Consider the following 14,413-nt stretch of genomic DNA (forward strand, 5'->3'; position numbering starts at 1 on the left):
GGCGCGGCCCGACCCGAAGGCGCGAAGCGGCGCCGAGCAGCTACGCCTCCATCCGGGCCAACTCCCGGACGGCCTGCAGGGACGCCGGGCTGAGCTGGGCGGCTTCCGCCTCACCAAGGACTCGCCGAGCGAAACTGAGCGTGGCCTGGCGCGGGAGGACACGCGTGTTGAACGCGGTCCTGGCCTGCAGCAGGGAGTTGCCGAAGTGGCGTGCGGTGTGGCCCAGATCCGACGGGTCGCCAGAGCGAGCAGCGGCCACCAGGCCGAGGGCGCTCTTGGCGACCTCCTGCTGCTCCTTACGGACGGTGCGGACCGCATCGGCCGCGGCGTAGCCGACCACCATCACGAGCGGGAGGAGGCCGGCCGCCGCGAAGTCGGCACTCGTCATCTCGTCCAGGCCGATGCCCACCCACCACATGACCAGGGGAGCGGCAGCGGCGGTGAGCAGCGGCCAGGCGATGGCCGACCCCCACGCCGCGGCGGTGAACCGGCGGCGTATCGCCGCCGGGGTCAGGGCCGGCGCAGGTGCTTCCTCATCCTTCATGCAGAGCATCATGCCTGCTCACGCGGTCAGGCCGCCGACGAGGTGGGCGTCCAGACCGCGCTGAGGACGTGGTGGGTGCGCTCGGCGAAGACGGTGCAGGATGTGGTGTCCCCGCATCCTGCCGGGTGCAGATCCAGGAGATGGGCGCCGTGGCCGCGCCCGCACCCCCGGCCGGGCAGCGACATCCCCGGCGAGCGCGGTGGCGTCGGGTCCGCGGGCGACCACGGCGATCGTCAACCGGTCGCCCTCAGCCGTTGAGGCAGGACCGCGGTCGGCGCCGGAGCCGGCCACGGTCGAGAGGGGACCGGCAGGGCGATCACCCGCAACAGGCGGTGCGCCCGACGACCTCGACGGCCGAGGGACTCAGTAACCCTTGTGTGGGTTGAGAGCGCGCACCCGGTGGAGGAAGGTCGGGTCAGGACTCATGGCGACGTGCTGGCCGGTGTCGGTGTCGAGGTAGCCCCACTGACCGGTGTTCCCGGCTCCGCAGACCATGAGCGTGAGCGTCCCGTCCGGCTCGTGTACTTCGGTGACCTCGTGGTAGACGGCGAGAGGCAGATCGTTCACCGTGCCGCTTGTGTGGCTGACACCTCGGGCGGGAACGATGTGCCCGCCCTGCGAGGCGTAGCGGTCTTCGTCGTAGCCACCCAGGAGTACATGGGACCGGAAGGGCCAAGGGTGATCGTGGGGGTGCGCCTGGTCGCCGCCTCGCCGGTCGGGCAGCCGCCACAGATTGATCTTCACAGTGCTCTCAGCCGTCCGGTGCAGGACCAGCTCGGCCTTGTAGGCGTCACCCCTGTCGTCGGGGACGAGGGTCCAGCAGCTCGGGCTGATGAACTGCTCCCAGGTCAGTGGAGCGAGTTCCGGTATGTGGCTCTCGACTCCGGCTGAGGCCGCCTCGAAGATCTCGCTGGTGACGGTCAGACCGGGCACGATCGTGGTCGCCTTCATGCCTCGAGTCTGGCGCGTCCTCCAAGCACGGGAAGCCGGTTCCCGCCAACCGCTCCGCAGACAGGAAGATCGGCGGGACGTAGGCGTCTCGGCCATATCGCCGGCATATAGCCCTCCATCCACGGTCCGCGTTCCCCATCGGGCTGCCGCATGTCAGGATCTGCCCATGTTCTCTTTGGGGCGGGACGGCATGCGCGACCTGCAAGCGCGGGCCGAGGACCTGAGCAATGACCTTGCCAGTGGCCAGTGGAAGCCGAACCGCTTCGACAGGCGCGCTCTGCTCAAGCTGACCGGCGCCGACGGCCCGGTCATCGACCGCGAGGCGATCGTCACCATGTTCGACCAGCTCTACAAGGAGCGCGGGCCCCGGCAGCTCAACAACATGACGGGCCGGCTGACGACGCTGCTGATGAACACGGCGGCGGCACAAGACATGCCGTCGATCGCCGCACTTCCTGAAGGGCAGGAGGCGCTGAGCGCGGTCCGATCGCTCGTCCGCAGCGCGGCGTAGCTGTATGGGAACAGGGTGGCTGGTGCTCATAGCCACCGGCGTGGTCGTCGCCGGCTGGTTCCTGACTGCGATGTACCGGGGCGCCGCTAACCACGCTCGATCGCAGACCCGGCAAGACCTGATCAAGCTCGGCAGCATCCCGACGATCGCTAAGACGCTGACGGACATGAGCAGTCTGCCGGCGTACGCCTTCATGGCCCCCTTCGCGGAGGGCCGCACGCACCCGTTCGGCTGGCTGTGGTGGCGGATCGAGAAGGATGCCGACGGCGACTCGCGGCAGCACATGGGGTGGGCACTGACCTACCGGAGAGCACGCAAGGCCGCCGGCCTTCCGCTTTCGATCCGAGCGCACCACACGGAGGTCACCCTGGCGCAGGGGCAGGACCGTCCGGCTGACCGCTGACGTCCGGACACGAGGGCGCGGGGGAGGGCGAGCCGCCGCCTGCGGAACTGATCGAAGTGGCGGACGCCGCACGCCCCAGGCACGTAGTTTGACGGCATGGCTGACATGCGGAATCTGTGGTGGTCGGCGGGCCGAATGGCCTTCAGCGTGGCGGAGGACGGCAGTTGGCGAAACCAACGGTGGTCCGACTCCCTGCGCCGCTCGGCCACCCTGCTCGAGCCGGTCTGGCCCAAGCACGACACCGGCGGACCGTTCACCTTCGCGCTCCCCACGATCGCGCTGCTCCTGTACGCGGGCCCGCTCGACGACGAGCCCGAGAGCGCGCCGGTGGAGAACATCGTGGCCGCGCTGACCCCGCGCCGAGCCGACGAAGACGCGCCGTCGCTCGAGGACACCATTCGCGCGGGCCTGGCCGAGCGCCATCACGACCTGGACGACGACTCGAAGCTGTCTGCCCTGGTCCGCTCGCTGACCGCCTATCACGAGCCGGTGACCCACACCGCGAGCGGATGGGACCTCCCCGCCTTCGAGCAGACGCCCGGCGGCTCGCTGCTGGACGCGGGAGCGCGGTGGGCGCACCACCGTTTCACGCACCACTACCTTCAGGGCAGCGTGGCCTGACCTTCCGGCGGACTCAGGCGAGGCGGCTCAACTCGAAGGTGGCGCTGACCGCGCCGTGATCGGACAGCTCCTTGTCGATCGGCTCCAAGTGCACCTGGTAGTCGACAAGCGCCGGCGCCAGGGCGGGGCTCATGAGGATGAGGTCCTGGCGCCGGGGCACGTCCCCTTCCCCGAACGCGGCAGTCGGGGCCACCCCCTGCCCGGAGGGGTGGCTCGCGTCCAGGAACCCGGCGCGTCCCAGAAGTTCGGTCGCGTCCCGATCGGAGACCTCTTCCTCGCGGGGCAGCCGGAGTTGGCCGTTTTTGGCGTGTGCCGGCAGCCGCGTCCAGTCAGGTTCCGGATAGCCGAGGCCGATGGCGTTGATGTCGCCGACAACGAGGGAGCGGCGGCCGGGGGCGGCCAGTACGCCCAGCGGCGACACCTCCCGCGCGCGATTGCGCGGGTCGAACGGGTCCAGGTGCAGATTGCGCAGTTCCAGCAGCCCTTCCAGGCCCGGCACGACCAGGTTCGCCCAGCCCATGACGTGGTGGTACCGATCCCGGTCCGCGCCCTGTGCGGCGAGCTGGACACGACGGCTCAGCATGATCACGGTGTGGAAGCGGTGACCGCTCGTCGTCTCGTTGGCGTACGCGAGATAGGCGCTGCCCATGCCGAGGGCGTTCAAGGTCTGGTACATGCGTCGTTGGCCGAGGAGATCCCAGAAGTTGCACTCCTGCAGCGCCAGGACGTCTGCCTCAAGACTCTTGAGGAACGGGATCTGCCCGTGCCATCGGTCACCGCCGCCGAGGCCGAAGTCGTCGTGGCCGCCGAACAGCGTGTTGAACGTGACGACTCTGATCGCGGTCATTCCGACTCTCCCAGTGCAATCGTGGCGAGACGATTCCATGTCACGGTCTTCGACGCCGTGTCCGTCTGCGCGGTGACGTCGACGAGATGGACCGTGCTGATGTGCAGCGGAGCGTGGCTGGGGCGGATACGCCGCAGGATGCGCTGGGCCGCGTCAGAGTCGGCCTCGGCATGGGCGTAGGCCGTCGTCAAGTGCTGCAGGCCCCACTGGTAGCGGCATGCCTCGTCACCGAGCGCGGCCCGTGTGCCCGCGCGGGCGGCCGTGTGCAGGGCAGCCAGCTCGTCGTCCGGCGCGAGATCCGCAATGACTCCGGAGTGATACGAGAGCAGCGACCCCACGGTGACGGTGAACGGCTCGACGCCACCGATCCGCGCGGACACCTCCTCGACGAGCTTGTCCCGCTGCTCCGGGGTGATCTCGTCGGCCGGGACGCTGATCTGGTCGACCGTAATGTGGAGCCATTTCAACTCCACTGGCGTGATGGGGAACCCGGCCTCCACGAGAGCCTGGTTGGACTCCGTGACCAGGTCGCTGAGCTCCTGGTGTCTTGGGTCCGCCCAGTCCAACTCGACGTACCAGTGAAGGAGCGTCCCGGCTTGCCACGACTGTGCACCGGCCTTGAACTCGAACGGCTTCATGGAGTGGAACGGTACGGCCGGCCGGATCACCGAGGCAGGGCCTTCGTCTACCTGGCTGGAACTCGCCCCCAGGTCGCTACCGGTACAGCGGGTCGTCCGGGTCGTGGATCTCGAAAGGACGGTCGGGGGCGCGTTCAGCGTGCCGGATTGAGAGCTGCACGGAGGTCTCGGGCATCACCATCTCCACCGTCTCTGGAGGGCGCGGCAGCAGCACGCTGGGCGGGAACCCGTCGGGCAGAGCGCTCCGGTCGAGGTTCTCCAGCCACCAGCGCATCCAGCCGTAGAGGGCCGACGCGTAGAACTCCGGCGCTCCGCCCTTCGCATGTACGTGCACGGTGTACCCTACGGGCTGCCACACCGACGGCGGTTGTACGCGTACCCACACCAGCGCGCTGTGGTTGCCCGTGACAGCGCCGACCACCAAGACCCCGGGGTACGCACGCACCGCGTCCTCGAGGACGTCGAACGCGCCGTTGGGCGGCGGGGCGTTGGTGGCGTCCACCACGATGACGGAAGCGCTCTCCTTGATCCCCGGCTCGGCGTTCGGCGGCGCCATCAGATGCAGAGCGGGACCGTTCTCCCCTTCCGCGGCCGACAGGTCGCGGGGTGTCACGTGGACGCGAAGGTGCTCTGACGGGGACGAGACGCGAGTCTCCAACCTCCACGCCGCCAGCACTCTTCCCGCTGCCTTGCTCATCGATCCCCCTCGTAGTGTTCCAAGTGTCCGTGACCATCGTTGCCGCTCCGGCCCGGGAAAGGAACAGGGGCACGGCCCCCGCTGTGGCCTTTGGATCGCTCGGACGCGGAGGGCAACTCGTCAGCTCGCGGGTGGGCGGAGCGGATACACGCCGGGAAGAGAGGGTACGGAGGCTTTTGGCTCAAGTGCCGCTGCAGACCGTGCCGTTGCGCGCGCAGGCGGCTGGTGAGTTCGGTAGCGTGCGGGAGCGCACGGCGTGATTCCGCAGGTGGAAGGTGGGGGTATGGAGAGCTTCTTCTCTCCGAAGAGGACGTGGGCGCAGGGCCCGTATCTGCACTTCGTGGCGAGGTTGGACGACCCTGCGTACGTGGAGTACACGCGGGCGCACCACGAGCTGCTCGCAGAGTACGGCGGCCAGCTGGGGACCGTGCCCGCCGAGTGGCTGCACTGGACCGTGCTCGGCGTCCATCACAACCTGACACGGGAGCAGGTGGAGCGCGCGGTTGAGCGGGTCCGCACGAAGCTCGCCGACTACGGCGGATGCGTGGACGCCGAGCTGGGCCCCGTGTGGCCCGGCCCAAGCGCCGTGACCGTGGCGATGTACCCGGAGCCGCCGCTCGCGGCCGTGACCACCAAGGTCCGCGAAGCCGTCTCCACGGTGGAGGGCATCAGCCCACGACCGGCTCCGGACCGGGAGTGGCCGCACTCCACGCTCGCGTACTACCGCACAGGCGACGTCCATGACGCCCGCTTCAACCGCCGCCTTCGCGAGATCCGACCGGACCGCGTCAAGATCAGCATCGACCGTGTGCACGCCGTCTACATGCACCAGGACCTCGACCTCGGGTACTACCGGTGGGATCACCTCGCGGAACTGCCCCTGGGAAACTCCGCGATCCTGACGGTCCGCGACCGCCTGGACGAGCTGGTCACACAAGCGGAGCGCGAGGGCAGCAGCCTGTGGGCCGAGGCGTGGCGGCGCGTGCGCACCGCGCTGGCCCCCGCGTTCGGCGACGAGAAGTTCCGCCCGTCCCACTCCACACTCGACGTCGGCATCGACAACGTCGAAGCCGCGGGTGCTCTGGCCGTCAGCCTCTACCTGCTGGCCCGTGAACGCTCCGTCGCTGCGGCCGACATCACCATCCAGGACCTGGAGGAGCTGGCCGGCGCCCCGTTCCAATACACGAGCCCCCGGTTGCACGAACAGATTCACAGCCGACTCGAAGCGGTAGGGCACGCGTTGGACGACGCCGACGATCCCGTCATGGTGCGCTGGCGCGCCCTGGACTACGTCCACAAGGAGCATTCGGGCGCGGATCTGGACGACAGTTCCCTTCGTGCCGGGCACGCGGGCGAGAACGGACTGCACCGTGTCCTTGCGCCGTTCTACCGGGACCGCATCCGTCTCTGAACGGCGGTGATCGCGGCGGGAGCCAGCATCCTTCGGTCGCGGACAGCGTGCTCACCCGGCGCCGGCCTTGCACGGGAGCCCTCACATGCCGAACGAGTCAGTCAGGCCGCCGAGGTGGTGGGCGTCCAGACCGCACTGAGGATGTGGCGGTCGCGCTCGGCGATGACCGTGCCGGACGTGGTGTCCCCGGAGCCTCGTGGGTGCAGCTCCAGATGGTGGGCGCCGCGGCCGCGCCACGTCGTGTTCCATTCCCGCAGCCGGGCGGCGACATCGTCGGCGAGTGCGGTGGCGCCCGATCCGTGGGCGACCACGGCGATCTCGAACCGGTCACCCTCCCCGCCCAGCCCGCGGCGGTTGGCCAGGTACGCCACCGTGGCGCCGCGGTGGAAGCCAGGACCGCCCCACGGCATCAGGGGCTGTACGACACCGGAGGCGACCGCGTCCTGACCGGCGCTGACCTTGGTGAAGCCCGGGGTGCGCGGGTCGGCCATCAGCCACAGGTGCAGCGCCTCCCACCCGGGACCGTCGTCCACCCGCACGCCCGTCCACTCCACCGCCCGCGGCCCCTTCAGACAGTCGTGCAGTCCTGCCGCATCCACCGGCCGGTCGTCCTCCAGGCGCAGCACGAGCGCGCCGCCGCCGACGTCGACCGCCCGCGGCACCCGGGCACCGGGCCCGGTGACCGGGATGAAGCCGCACGTCTCAGTGGACACCGACACCCAGTGCTCGCGGCGGCGTTCGAACGCCGCCGCCAGCGGCCACGCCAGGCGCAGCGGGACGACGAGCCGGCCGCCGGGGGCGAGCTGGTGCAGCCACGCCTCCTCGATGTCGAACGCGCCGGCCGTCACGAGGATCCGGTCGAAGGGACCGAGACCTGCAGCTCCAGCCCGGCCGTCGCCATGCCGGACCACCACGCGCCCGTACCCGGCCGCGCGCAGGGCCGCTTCTGCGCGCGCGGCGACGTCGCGGTCGCTTTCGATGGTGACGACCTGCCCCGCCGGGCCGACGAGGCAGTAGAGGAGGGCCGCGTTGTAGCCGGTGCCGGCCCCCACTTCGAGGACCCGGTGTCCGCGCTGCACCCCGGCCTGCTCGAGCATCGCGGTCACCACCTGGGGCGCGGACGCCGAGCTGAGCACACTGCCGGCGGCATCACGCTTGATCGTCACCGAGGTGTAGACGCCGTAGGCGTCCTCCAGCGTGGCTTCGGGGACGAACCGGTGCCGCTCCACGGCCCGCAGCGCGGCCTCCACCTGCGGCGAGTGCAGAACGTGGTGCTGGCGCAGCAACGTGACCATCGCCTCGTGAGGTTCCAGGGTGCTCACGCCAGGGGCCGTGCCGGAGTCCATCTGCGGAGTCTGCCAGCACGCGCTCCAACAGCGGAGGAGCGGGCGGACCGAGTTTCGGCCAACCCGCCCACGCGCGCCGACGGCGCGGCCGCGGTGGTCACCCGGCGTCGACCTCGTACAGCACGTGCACGTAGCGGAGCCTGGCCACGGCCTCGTCGCTCGCACCCTTCCAGTCCAGGTAGAGGACCAGATCCTCGAGGTCGTCGGAGTCGGGCCAGTCGGGGTCGGCGGCGACGTCGCGGGCGAGAACGCCGCTCTCCAGCGTCGTGTGGCGCTGCTCCTCCAGCCACTGCTTGAAGGTGATGCTCATATCCGCTACTCCGCGATCGCGTTGACGGCAGACGGAGCCGGGGTGCCGGGACAGTGCTCGTCCAGTTCCGCGAGCAGCGCCGGATTGACGATCCGCACGATCGCCTCGATGTCGGAGCGGCTTGCCGCCGGCCACAGTGCGGCGCGCGCCGTGCGGTACTTCGCGGCCAGGCGCTCCCGCTTGTCCGCCGGCAGCTGGGCCGCCCGGTCGGGGTGGGAGTTGTGCGCGTTGTCGGCGATCTTCACGAGCGTCGCCGACGGGTCGTCGGTGATGCGCCGGATCTTCTCCTCGTACGCCACGCCCGCCTGGTTGGTCACCGCCTCGACGATCTCGACGACCCGCGCAGGGATGCCGGTGCCCAGCAGCTTCTCGGCCGTCCAGTCGGTGTCCTCCACGATGTCGTGCAGCAGGCCCGCCATGACGAGCTCGTCGCCGAACGGCGCGAGCCCGGCGGCGACCGCACGGACGTGCTCGATATAGGGCACGCCGATCTTGTCGACTTGCCCGGCATGCGCGCCCTCGGCCAGGACGGCGACCTCGCTGACGGACTTCATGCTTCCTCCTTCACCGGGCGGCACCCGGCTTTCGACAACGACCGCGGACGGCCGGTTGGTTGGTGAACACCCTGCCGTACACCGGCGGCGGGCATGGACCGCGGCAGGGGTGATCAGGCGGCGGCCGCCAGGGCGGCCAGGACGAGCGCGGTGACATGGGCGGTCTGGTCCACGAAGGCGGCACCGCCCCTCGCCGCGCACTGCGGCGCGTTGCCGACGTGCTCCATCCACCACAGGACCGGCCACCGGCGGTCCAGGAAAGCGTGCGAGGCGCCGATCCACCCCAAGACGGCGGCTGTGACCGGGCCACTCAACGACAGGTCCAGCACCACCGTGCCCAAGGACAGAAGTACCGCGGAGACCAGCACATGGGTTGCGGCGTGGCTCAGGTTGGCGCACCACCCGGTGACGCCGCGCTCGGCCTTGTGCTCTGCCTGGTGATCGGTCTGCAGGGCGTAGTCGGCGATCAGATGCGCGGCGTACAACAGGACGAAAACGGTGGCGAGCATGGCGAAGGTCCTCCGAGGCGTCGAGCACGAGTCGTCGTGCCGCATCCACTGTGGGGACACCGCTCCTCCCGCTCCGCTCCCACGGCGCACACCGGCCGTGACGCCCCTCACAACGTCTCTGCGCCCTCGGCCGGGTCCGGGGCGAGGGAGGACAGCGCCACGGTCGCGGCGTCCTGCGCCGACTGCAGTGCTTCGTTGAAGAGCTCAAGAGCCTTGGCGACCTCTTCGCTCATCCCCGCGATCTCGGTGACCGCGAGCTCATCGCGAGCGGTGGCCGCCAGGAGGTCGAGCAGTTCCTCGGTCCCCGTCGTCAGCTGTCTCAGCTGCCTGAGCTCGCGACGACGCTCCTCGGCCTCGGCGATCTGCGCGGCGTAGTTCTCCAGGGCCTCGACGCGGCGCCCGATACTGGAGAGGCTGATCCGGAGGATCTTGCGGCGGGGTTCCATGGCCTGCGCCACCACCGCGCTGACCGCCGTCGTCGGCCCTTGCCCGGCTACCCGGCTATAGGTGCGCAGCGCGTCGGCGACCTCCCACACCTGGCCGTCCAGCCGCCTGTCGTTGTGCAGCTTGTCCGCCGGGTCCAACCGCTGCACCGAGGAACGCTGGACTCGCGTGGCGGCCCGCGCGGCACGAGCGAGCAACTCGGCCGCCTCCGAGTTGAGTTCGCGGCCCAGGACGAACTGGTCGTGCGCATCGGCTATCCGCAGCAGGACAGCCGTGCGCCGACGACGCTTCAGTACTGCGACCGCGCAGCTCAGCCCATAGGCGCAGGCTCCCACACCGAACATGAACATGCTGCGGGCGAACACGCTGAGCAGGAGCCCCCCGAACCACCATGCGGCGCGACGACCGCCGAGGGGATCGGCCAGACCCCACCACGGGCTGGTGCGTTCGGCGGCAACCGCCTCGCGCAGCAGTGCGGGATCGGCCTGCCGCAGGAGCTCCTGAACGTGATCCGGCAGTTCCGGGTCCAGCGTCAGCTGCGGCGCAGCGGTGCCGGCGTCCCCCGAAACCGCGCGCTCAGCAACCGATGGCTTCCACCATTCACTCACCTCGGTGACTCCCCTCCTCATAGTTGCGGTCGGCCCTCAGCGCTCGTGATGGGCATCGGCCACGGCGACGGCCGGCGGAGAGAACGAGGCCAGCGCACGCAGCACCTCGTCGTAGACGACCTGCTCGCCGAAGACCTTCAGCGCGCCGTCGAAGTTCTCCACTTGGAGGACGTCTCCGTCGCCCGCCCAGACCTGGCCTTCGGCCGGCCTCACTGGGCCGCCGCCCAGGCTCGCCTCGTCGAGCATCGACAGCGGACCGGTCAGCTCGGGCGACAGGTGCTGCACGCGATCCAGGGCGTCGGCGAGCTCGGTGGATGTGAGCTTCTTGTACATCTGCTTCCACTCTCTGTGCGGGGCATCGGGATGGGCGGTGTCGGTGCTGCAGCCGCGGCATCGGACATGGGCTCGGACGTCACGGGCGACGGTCACCGCAGCCGGGGGCCAGGGTCGGCGAGATCTGCGGGGTCTTCCGGAGAGGACGGGATGGGCAGGCCGGCCGCCTGGGCCTTCAGCTGTGCCCAGAGGCAGGTCGGAGCCGGTGCGCCGGCCGCGGTCAGTGGATCTCCTCCTGGCCGGCGGCGCCGGCGGACGGGGTGTCGATGCCGGAGTGGCGCTCTCCCTTGCCGGTGAGGCTGACGACGAGGTCCTCCTCGTGGCCGGCGTCCATCTCCTTGGTCTCCTTCTTGTAGATCTTGCGGATGCGGACCAGGCCGTGGTCGATGAGGTTGTCGAGCGCGACGGAGACGTCGGAGTCGGCCGGCTGGGCGTGCAGCTGAAGCTGGTGCCCGTTGCCCACGACCCCCTCGATCGCGCCGGCGGCGACCTGGTGGCCGGCACCGGGGGAGGGCACCTCGGTGCCGGACGCGGCCGCGGCGAGGGTTTCCAGCAGGGCGCGCTCGAGCGGGGTGAGGGGGATCTCGGTGCGGCGCACCCCGGGCGTGCGGTTGTACTCCTTCTCGGCGAACGTGCGCACGCCGGCCGCGAGGTAGACGGGACCGGAGGCCAGCTCCTGGACGAAGTAGGGCTCCAGCTTGCTGCGCAGCTGGCTGGCCCGGCTCTTGGTAGTTCCGGTGATCTGGGCGACCTCCGACAGGCCGGCCAGCTCGGGCACGAGCGGTTCGGCGAGCCGGCGGTCGAACTCCTCTTCCGTGAGCACTTCGAACCCGGTCATCTGGTGCAGCCAGATCTCGTGCTTCAGCAGGGCGCCCTGGACGTACTCGACGCCGCGGGTGCCGGCGTCGACGGGGCTGTCCGCCTCGAGGAACAGGCGCACGGTCAGGCCGCCGGCGGGGGAGGAGCCGATGGACGCGTCGTAGCGGGACAGGTTCTCGTGGAGGTCGCTGATGATCGTGTCGGGCGGGGTCTCGCTCACGTCGTACTCGACGCGCACGTTGTAGGTGTTCTGGGTCATGGCTTCCTCATCTCGGGGGCAGGGCGGTGACGGCGCGGTCGGCCGGGCGCCGGGGATGTCCCCGGCGCCCCCGGCCGATCAGTGAGTGCGCTGGGGCTTGGGCTTGCCCTTGCGCTCGGTCTCGTAGACGAAGCCGAAGCGCTTGAGGTCCGCCTTCGCGTTCTTCAGGCCGCGGTACTCACTTGGGGTGCTGGGCATCGTGGTGACGAACGTCAGCACCTCCTCCTGCGTGGCGGTGGCCTCGGAGACGACGAGGAACACCCGGTAGTGACTGTTCTTGGTTTCTATGAACCGGAATCCCTGCTTCTCCGCCTTCTTCTTCATCTGGTTCAGGTCCTTCTTGGTGGCCATGTTCTCCCCTAACGCTTAACGCCGTCAAGAAATATGATCTCACACATTGCTAAACATCGTCAAGCATTACGAAAAAAGACCGTGGGTGGTGGTGTGGAGCGGCCCGGTGGAGCCGCCACGCGGCCGTGTCGCGGCCTCGCGCACCGGCCCAGACCCGGTAGGTGCGGCACGGCCGAACGCATCGGCCCCATGGGGTGCGGCGGGCGCCGGTCGGCCGAAACAGCACGACCGCTCCGAGGCGAGCGCTATGGTGTCCCCCGGGCAGGGACTGCTGCCTCCGTCCGCACCAGGTGGCCCGGACCCACAGGTGCACCAGCGGCGGGAAGAGACGAGTCGTCACGTCAGTTGCACAGCCTTCACTGCATCTGCCGGTACGCCGGTCCGGGGAGTCGTGCCGCGGAACGGAAGCCCCATGTCCAGGGACAGCAACACCATCCTGCTGCGCCAGCAGTACACCGGCGAGCCACGCCAGGCGGCCCAAGCCTTCTACCAGGCCCGGGGCCTGTACTTCGGCCTCGTACCCGACGCCACCGACCCTCAGCAGCAGCTCCTCGAAGCCGTCGTGATGCTCAGCCTCGCCCGCCCCCGCCTGCCCGAACCGGCCGAAACGGCCTCGCGCTTCGGCCTGCGCGGCGTTTCCCCGGACGTCGACCAACTCGTCCTGTGGCCCGACCCGGACCACCTCCCACAACTCCTCGCACGGATCCTGCCGACACGCACCTCAGCAGGCATCGGGGGTGTCGCCGGCCTGCGCGTGCGACCGCCAGCCGGCCGCACCGACACCCTGCTCCTCGCCCGCCCCGGCAACCGCGCCCACCTGACCGTCCGCGCCCGGCGCCGAGACCTGGCGGCCGCCGAGCAGTGGGCCAAGGACACCGGCCTCGAACCGCTGTGGACCGCCCGTACCGCACAGGCCGACGAACACGAGGCCTGGAGGTATCTGGTCGAGGGCATGCCACCCGAGGAACGCGCCGTCTGGAGCAGGGCCCTGCGCCGTATCGCCTTGCAGCCGACCGGATCCCGCGACTGGGCGGAGCGCCTGCCCACCCGCCAGGAACTGGACGGACCCAAGCCCCAGCGGATCGAGGCCCGCCCGGTCGGCCCGGCCGGCGGCCCCGCCCGCGGCGTCATCGCGGTGACCACCTCCCGCGGGCAGGCGGGCCTGGGCTGCACCACCGCGGCCCTCGCCCTGGCCGCCGCTCTCGCCCACACCGGCACCAGGGTGGCCTTCCTCGGCACCGGCGCCGAAGACCCCAACGGACTTGCCTACCTCCTGCGCGACGATCTTCCGCCCGCCGGAGTGTTCACCGACCTCGCGGACGACCTGCCCGGCTGCGGTGCCCTGCGTGCCATGACGCTGCCACCCGACGCCGCGCGCGCCCGCGACCTGCTCAGCCAGGCCTCCCGCACCCACGACACGGTGGTCCTGGACGCCGGCGCCGTCTTCCAGATGCGCCACCTCGTCGAGCACGCCGACGCCGTCATCGCCCTGGCCCCGTACCAGCCAGCGGTCTGGGGACACACCGAGGACACCGCACAGCTCCTGCAGTTCCTGGACACGAGGTTCGCCGCCTACGTAGAGGCCCGCACCGAGACCGAGGACTTCTACGACGCCGAGCACCCCGACGTCTACTTCGCGGAAGACCGCAGCAACTACGCCGACAGGTGGTGGGCCGAGTTCGAGAACGCCCCGCACGCCTCGGACGACTGGCCCCGCCTGCCCGACGAGTCGGCAACCGCCCATCTCCGCGCCTGGCGCCGAGACTTCATCAACTTCCTCGACCGTGAGGGGCGCCGCCGCCACCCGACCACCTGGAGCGCAGTCGCCGCGGTGTGGGCGGACCGCAACCGCGCCCGCAACGCCCGCGGACTCCAGCCCGACGAGGATGCAAACGACCTCAGCGCCTACCTCGGCGAGCACGACATCAAGTCGGTTCGGCACCTGGCCGATCCGGCACCCGTCACGGCCTGGCTCCTGCGGCAGTTCGACAGCCTCGTCGAGACCGGGCCGACGCTCCTCCTGCCCCGCGTCCCCGAGGACGTCGACCAGCACCAACTCGCCGAGGTCCGCGAAGGCCTGCGCGCCCACGGGATCCCGGACATCGTCACCTGGCCCGAGCTGGACGAACTGCGCGAGCTGCCCTTCATCATCGCCGGTGTGACCAGCATGTCGGACGAGGCCGCGGCCGCCGCCAACCACCTCGCCCTGGCCGCCGCCGACTGCCTTGCCGCGCGCAAGGGGGCCACCGTGTGACCC

Annotated in this window: 19 protein-coding genes; 5 read left to right on the forward strand and 14 right to left on the reverse strand. The window is 70.3% G+C overall.

What is annotated here, in order from left to right:
- Positions 1 to 40: 40 nt before the first annotated feature.
- From OG883_RS43915 to OG883_RS43925, 3 genes are all read right to left on the reverse strand, one after another.
- A complete protein-coding gene (locus tag OG883_RS43915) occupies positions 41 to 544 on the reverse strand; it encodes a hypothetical protein (protein WP_266554050.1) in 504 nt (167 codons plus the stop codon).
- A gap of 26 nt (positions 545 to 570) precedes the next feature.
- On the reverse strand, positions 571 to 729 hold the full coding sequence (locus OG883_RS43920; RefSeq protein WP_266554052.1) for a hypothetical protein: 159 nt from the start codon (positions 727 to 729) through the stop codon (positions 571 to 573).
- A gap of 178 nt (positions 730 to 907) precedes the next feature.
- A complete protein-coding gene (locus OG883_RS43925) occupies positions 908 to 1,495 on the reverse strand; it encodes a hypothetical protein (protein WP_266554054.1) in 588 nt (195 codons plus the stop codon).
- Positions 1,496 to 1,661: 166 nt separating this feature from the next.
- On the opposite strand from OG883_RS43925, the gene OG883_RS43930 reads away from it, so the two are divergent.
- The 3 genes from OG883_RS43930 (at position 1,662) to OG883_RS43940 (ending at position 3,030) form a co-directional block, all read left to right on the forward strand.
- Positions 1,662 to 2,006 (forward strand): hypothetical protein, encoded by a 345-nt coding sequence (locus OG883_RS43930; RefSeq protein WP_266554056.1) that lies wholly within the window; start codon positions 1,662 to 1,664, stop codon positions 2,004 to 2,006.
- 4 nt (positions 2,007 to 2,010) lie between these two features.
- Complete coding sequence (locus OG883_RS43935; protein ID WP_266554058.1) at positions 2,011 to 2,409, forward strand: hypothetical protein; 399 nt, start codon at positions 2,011 to 2,013, stop codon at positions 2,407 to 2,409.
- A gap of 96 nt (positions 2,410 to 2,505) precedes the next feature.
- A complete protein-coding gene (locus tag OG883_RS43940) occupies positions 2,506 to 3,030 on the forward strand; it encodes a hypothetical protein (protein ID WP_266554060.1) in 525 nt (174 codons plus the stop codon).
- A 13-nt stretch (positions 3,031 to 3,043) separates the two neighbouring features.
- On the opposite strand, the gene OG883_RS43945 is transcribed toward OG883_RS43940, so the two are convergent.
- From OG883_RS43945 to OG883_RS43955, 3 genes are all read right to left on the reverse strand, one after another.
- The gene (locus OG883_RS43945; RefSeq protein WP_266554062.1) at positions 3,044 to 3,877 is read right to left on the reverse strand and encodes an endonuclease/exonuclease/phosphatase family protein; all 834 of its coding nucleotides are present in this window, start codon (positions 3,875 to 3,877) and stop codon (positions 3,044 to 3,046) included.
- On the reverse strand, positions 3,874 to 4,515 hold the full coding sequence (locus tag OG883_RS43950; protein ID WP_266554064.1) for a 2'-5' RNA ligase family protein: 642 nt from the start codon (positions 4,513 to 4,515) through the stop codon (positions 3,874 to 3,876). The genes OG883_RS43945 and OG883_RS43950 overlap by 4 nt, the downstream gene beginning before the upstream one ends.
- Before the next feature lie 76 nt (positions 4,516 to 4,591).
- Positions 4,592 to 5,128: a hypothetical protein gene (locus tag OG883_RS43955; RefSeq protein WP_266554066.1), complete on the reverse strand. Its 537-nt coding sequence runs from the start codon at positions 5,126 to 5,128 to the stop codon at positions 4,592 to 4,594.
- Between the two features lie 367 nt (positions 5,129 to 5,495).
- On the opposite strand from OG883_RS43955, the gene OG883_RS43960 reads away from it, so the two are divergent.
- The gene (locus tag OG883_RS43960) at positions 5,496 to 6,623 is read left to right on the forward strand and encodes a hypothetical protein (protein WP_266554068.1); all 1,128 of its coding nucleotides are present in this window, start codon (positions 5,496 to 5,498) and stop codon (positions 6,621 to 6,623) included.
- A gap of 101 nt (positions 6,624 to 6,724) precedes the next feature.
- Here the strand turns inward: OG883_RS43960 and fxlM are convergent, their stop codons facing one another.
- The 8 genes from fxlM to OG883_RS44000 all read right to left on the reverse strand — a co-directional run bounded on the left by fxlM (position 6,725) and on the right by OG883_RS44000 (position 12,156).
- Positions 6,725 to 7,969, reverse strand: coding sequence for a methyltransferase, FxLD system (gene fxlM, locus OG883_RS43965; RefSeq protein WP_266554070.1), 1,245 nt, complete (start codon positions 7,967 to 7,969; stop codon positions 6,725 to 6,727).
- A gap of 97 nt (positions 7,970 to 8,066) precedes the next feature.
- On the reverse strand, positions 8,067 to 8,279 hold the full coding sequence (locus tag OG883_RS43970; RefSeq protein ID WP_266554072.1) for a YozE family protein: 213 nt from the start codon (positions 8,277 to 8,279) through the stop codon (positions 8,067 to 8,069).
- 5 nt (positions 8,280 to 8,284) lie between these two features.
- Complete coding sequence (locus OG883_RS43975) at positions 8,285 to 8,833, reverse strand: HD domain-containing protein (RefSeq protein WP_266554074.1); 549 nt, start codon at positions 8,831 to 8,833, stop codon at positions 8,285 to 8,287.
- 113 nt (positions 8,834 to 8,946) lie between these two features.
- A complete protein-coding gene (locus OG883_RS43980) occupies positions 8,947 to 9,342 on the reverse strand; it encodes a DUF3307 domain-containing protein (RefSeq protein WP_266554076.1) in 396 nt (131 codons plus the stop codon).
- Between the two features lie 107 nt (positions 9,343 to 9,449).
- Positions 9,450 to 10,394 (reverse strand): hypothetical protein, encoded by a 945-nt coding sequence (locus OG883_RS43985; protein ID WP_266554078.1) that lies wholly within the window; start codon positions 10,392 to 10,394, stop codon positions 9,450 to 9,452.
- Between the two features lie 36 nt (positions 10,395 to 10,430).
- Positions 10,431 to 10,727: a hypothetical protein gene (locus OG883_RS43990; protein ID WP_266554080.1), complete on the reverse strand. Its 297-nt coding sequence runs from the start codon at positions 10,725 to 10,727 to the stop codon at positions 10,431 to 10,433.
- Between the two features lie 220 nt (positions 10,728 to 10,947).
- A complete protein-coding gene (locus tag OG883_RS43995; RefSeq protein WP_266554082.1) occupies positions 10,948 to 11,805 on the reverse strand; it encodes a hypothetical protein in 858 nt (285 codons plus the stop codon).
- A 78-nt stretch (positions 11,806 to 11,883) separates the two neighbouring features.
- The gene (locus OG883_RS44000; protein WP_266554084.1) at positions 11,884 to 12,156 is read right to left on the reverse strand and encodes a hypothetical protein; all 273 of its coding nucleotides are present in this window, start codon (positions 12,154 to 12,156) and stop codon (positions 11,884 to 11,886) included.
- 412 nt (positions 12,157 to 12,568) lie between these two features.
- On the opposite strand from OG883_RS44000, the gene OG883_RS44005 reads away from it, so the two are divergent.
- Positions 12,569 to 14,410 carry a hypothetical protein gene (locus OG883_RS44005; RefSeq protein ID WP_266554086.1) on the forward strand — a complete coding sequence of 614 codons (1,842 nt, stop codon included), beginning with the start codon at positions 12,569 to 12,571 and terminating at the stop codon, positions 14,408 to 14,410.
- Positions 14,411 to 14,413: the final 3 nt, after the last annotated feature.

The sequence above is a fragment of the Streptomyces sp. NBC_01142 genome, from assembly GCF_026341125.1.
Taxonomy (GTDB): domain Bacteria; phylum Actinomycetota; class Actinomycetes; order Streptomycetales; family Streptomycetaceae; genus Streptomyces.

Bases quoted from the DNA above. Each gene is read 5' to 3' on its own strand.
- OG883_RS43915 (WP_266554050.1), bottom strand. From the start codon at position 544: ATGAAGGATGAGGAAGCACCTGCGCCGGCCCTGACCCCGGCGGCGATA.
- OG883_RS43920 (WP_266554052.1), bottom strand. From the start codon at position 729: ATGTCGCTGCCCGGCCGGGGGTGCGGGCGCGGCCACGGCGCCCATCTC.
- OG883_RS43925 (WP_266554054.1), bottom strand. From the start codon at position 1,495: ATGAAGGCGACCACGATCGTGCCCGGTCTGACCGTCACCAGCGAGATC.
- OG883_RS43930 (WP_266554056.1), top strand. From the start codon at position 1,662: ATGTTCTCTTTGGGGCGGGACGGCATGCGCGACCTGCAAGCGCGGGCC.
- OG883_RS43935 (WP_266554058.1), top strand. From the start codon at position 2,011: ATGGGAACAGGGTGGCTGGTGCTCATAGCCACCGGCGTGGTCGTCGCC.
- OG883_RS43940 (WP_266554060.1), top strand. From the start codon at position 2,506: ATGGCTGACATGCGGAATCTGTGGTGGTCGGCGGGCCGAATGGCCTTC.
- OG883_RS43945 (WP_266554062.1), bottom strand. From the start codon at position 3,877: ATGACCGCGATCAGAGTCGTCACGTTCAACACGCTGTTCGGCGGCCAC.
- OG883_RS43950 (WP_266554064.1), bottom strand. From the start codon at position 4,515: ATGAAGCCGTTCGAGTTCAAGGCCGGTGCACAGTCGTGGCAAGCCGGG.
- OG883_RS43960 (WP_266554068.1), top strand. From the start codon at position 5,496: ATGGAGAGCTTCTTCTCTCCGAAGAGGACGTGGGCGCAGGGCCCGTAT.
- fxlM (WP_266554070.1), bottom strand. From the start codon at position 7,969: ATGGACTCCGGCACGGCCCCTGGCGTGAGCACCCTGGAACCTCACGAG.
- OG883_RS43970 (WP_266554072.1), bottom strand. From the start codon at position 8,279: ATGAGCATCACCTTCAAGCAGTGGCTGGAGGAGCAGCGCCACACGACG.
- OG883_RS43975 (WP_266554074.1), bottom strand. From the start codon at position 8,833: ATGAAGTCCGTCAGCGAGGTCGCCGTCCTGGCCGAGGGCGCGCATGCC.
- OG883_RS43980 (WP_266554076.1), bottom strand. From the start codon at position 9,342: ATGCTCGCCACCGTTTTCGTCCTGTTGTACGCCGCGCATCTGATCGCC.
- OG883_RS43990 (WP_266554080.1), bottom strand. From the start codon at position 10,727: ATGTACAAGAAGCTCACATCCACCGAGCTCGCCGACGCCCTGGATCGC.
- OG883_RS43995 (WP_266554082.1), bottom strand. From the start codon at position 11,805: ATGACCCAGAACACCTACAACGTGCGCGTCGAGTACGACGTGAGCGAG.
- OG883_RS44000 (WP_266554084.1), bottom strand. From the start codon at position 12,156: ATGGCCACCAAGAAGGACCTGAACCAGATGAAGAAGAAGGCGGAGAAG.
- OG883_RS44005 (WP_266554086.1), top strand. From the start codon at position 12,569: ATGTCCAGGGACAGCAACACCATCCTGCTGCGCCAGCAGTACACCGGC.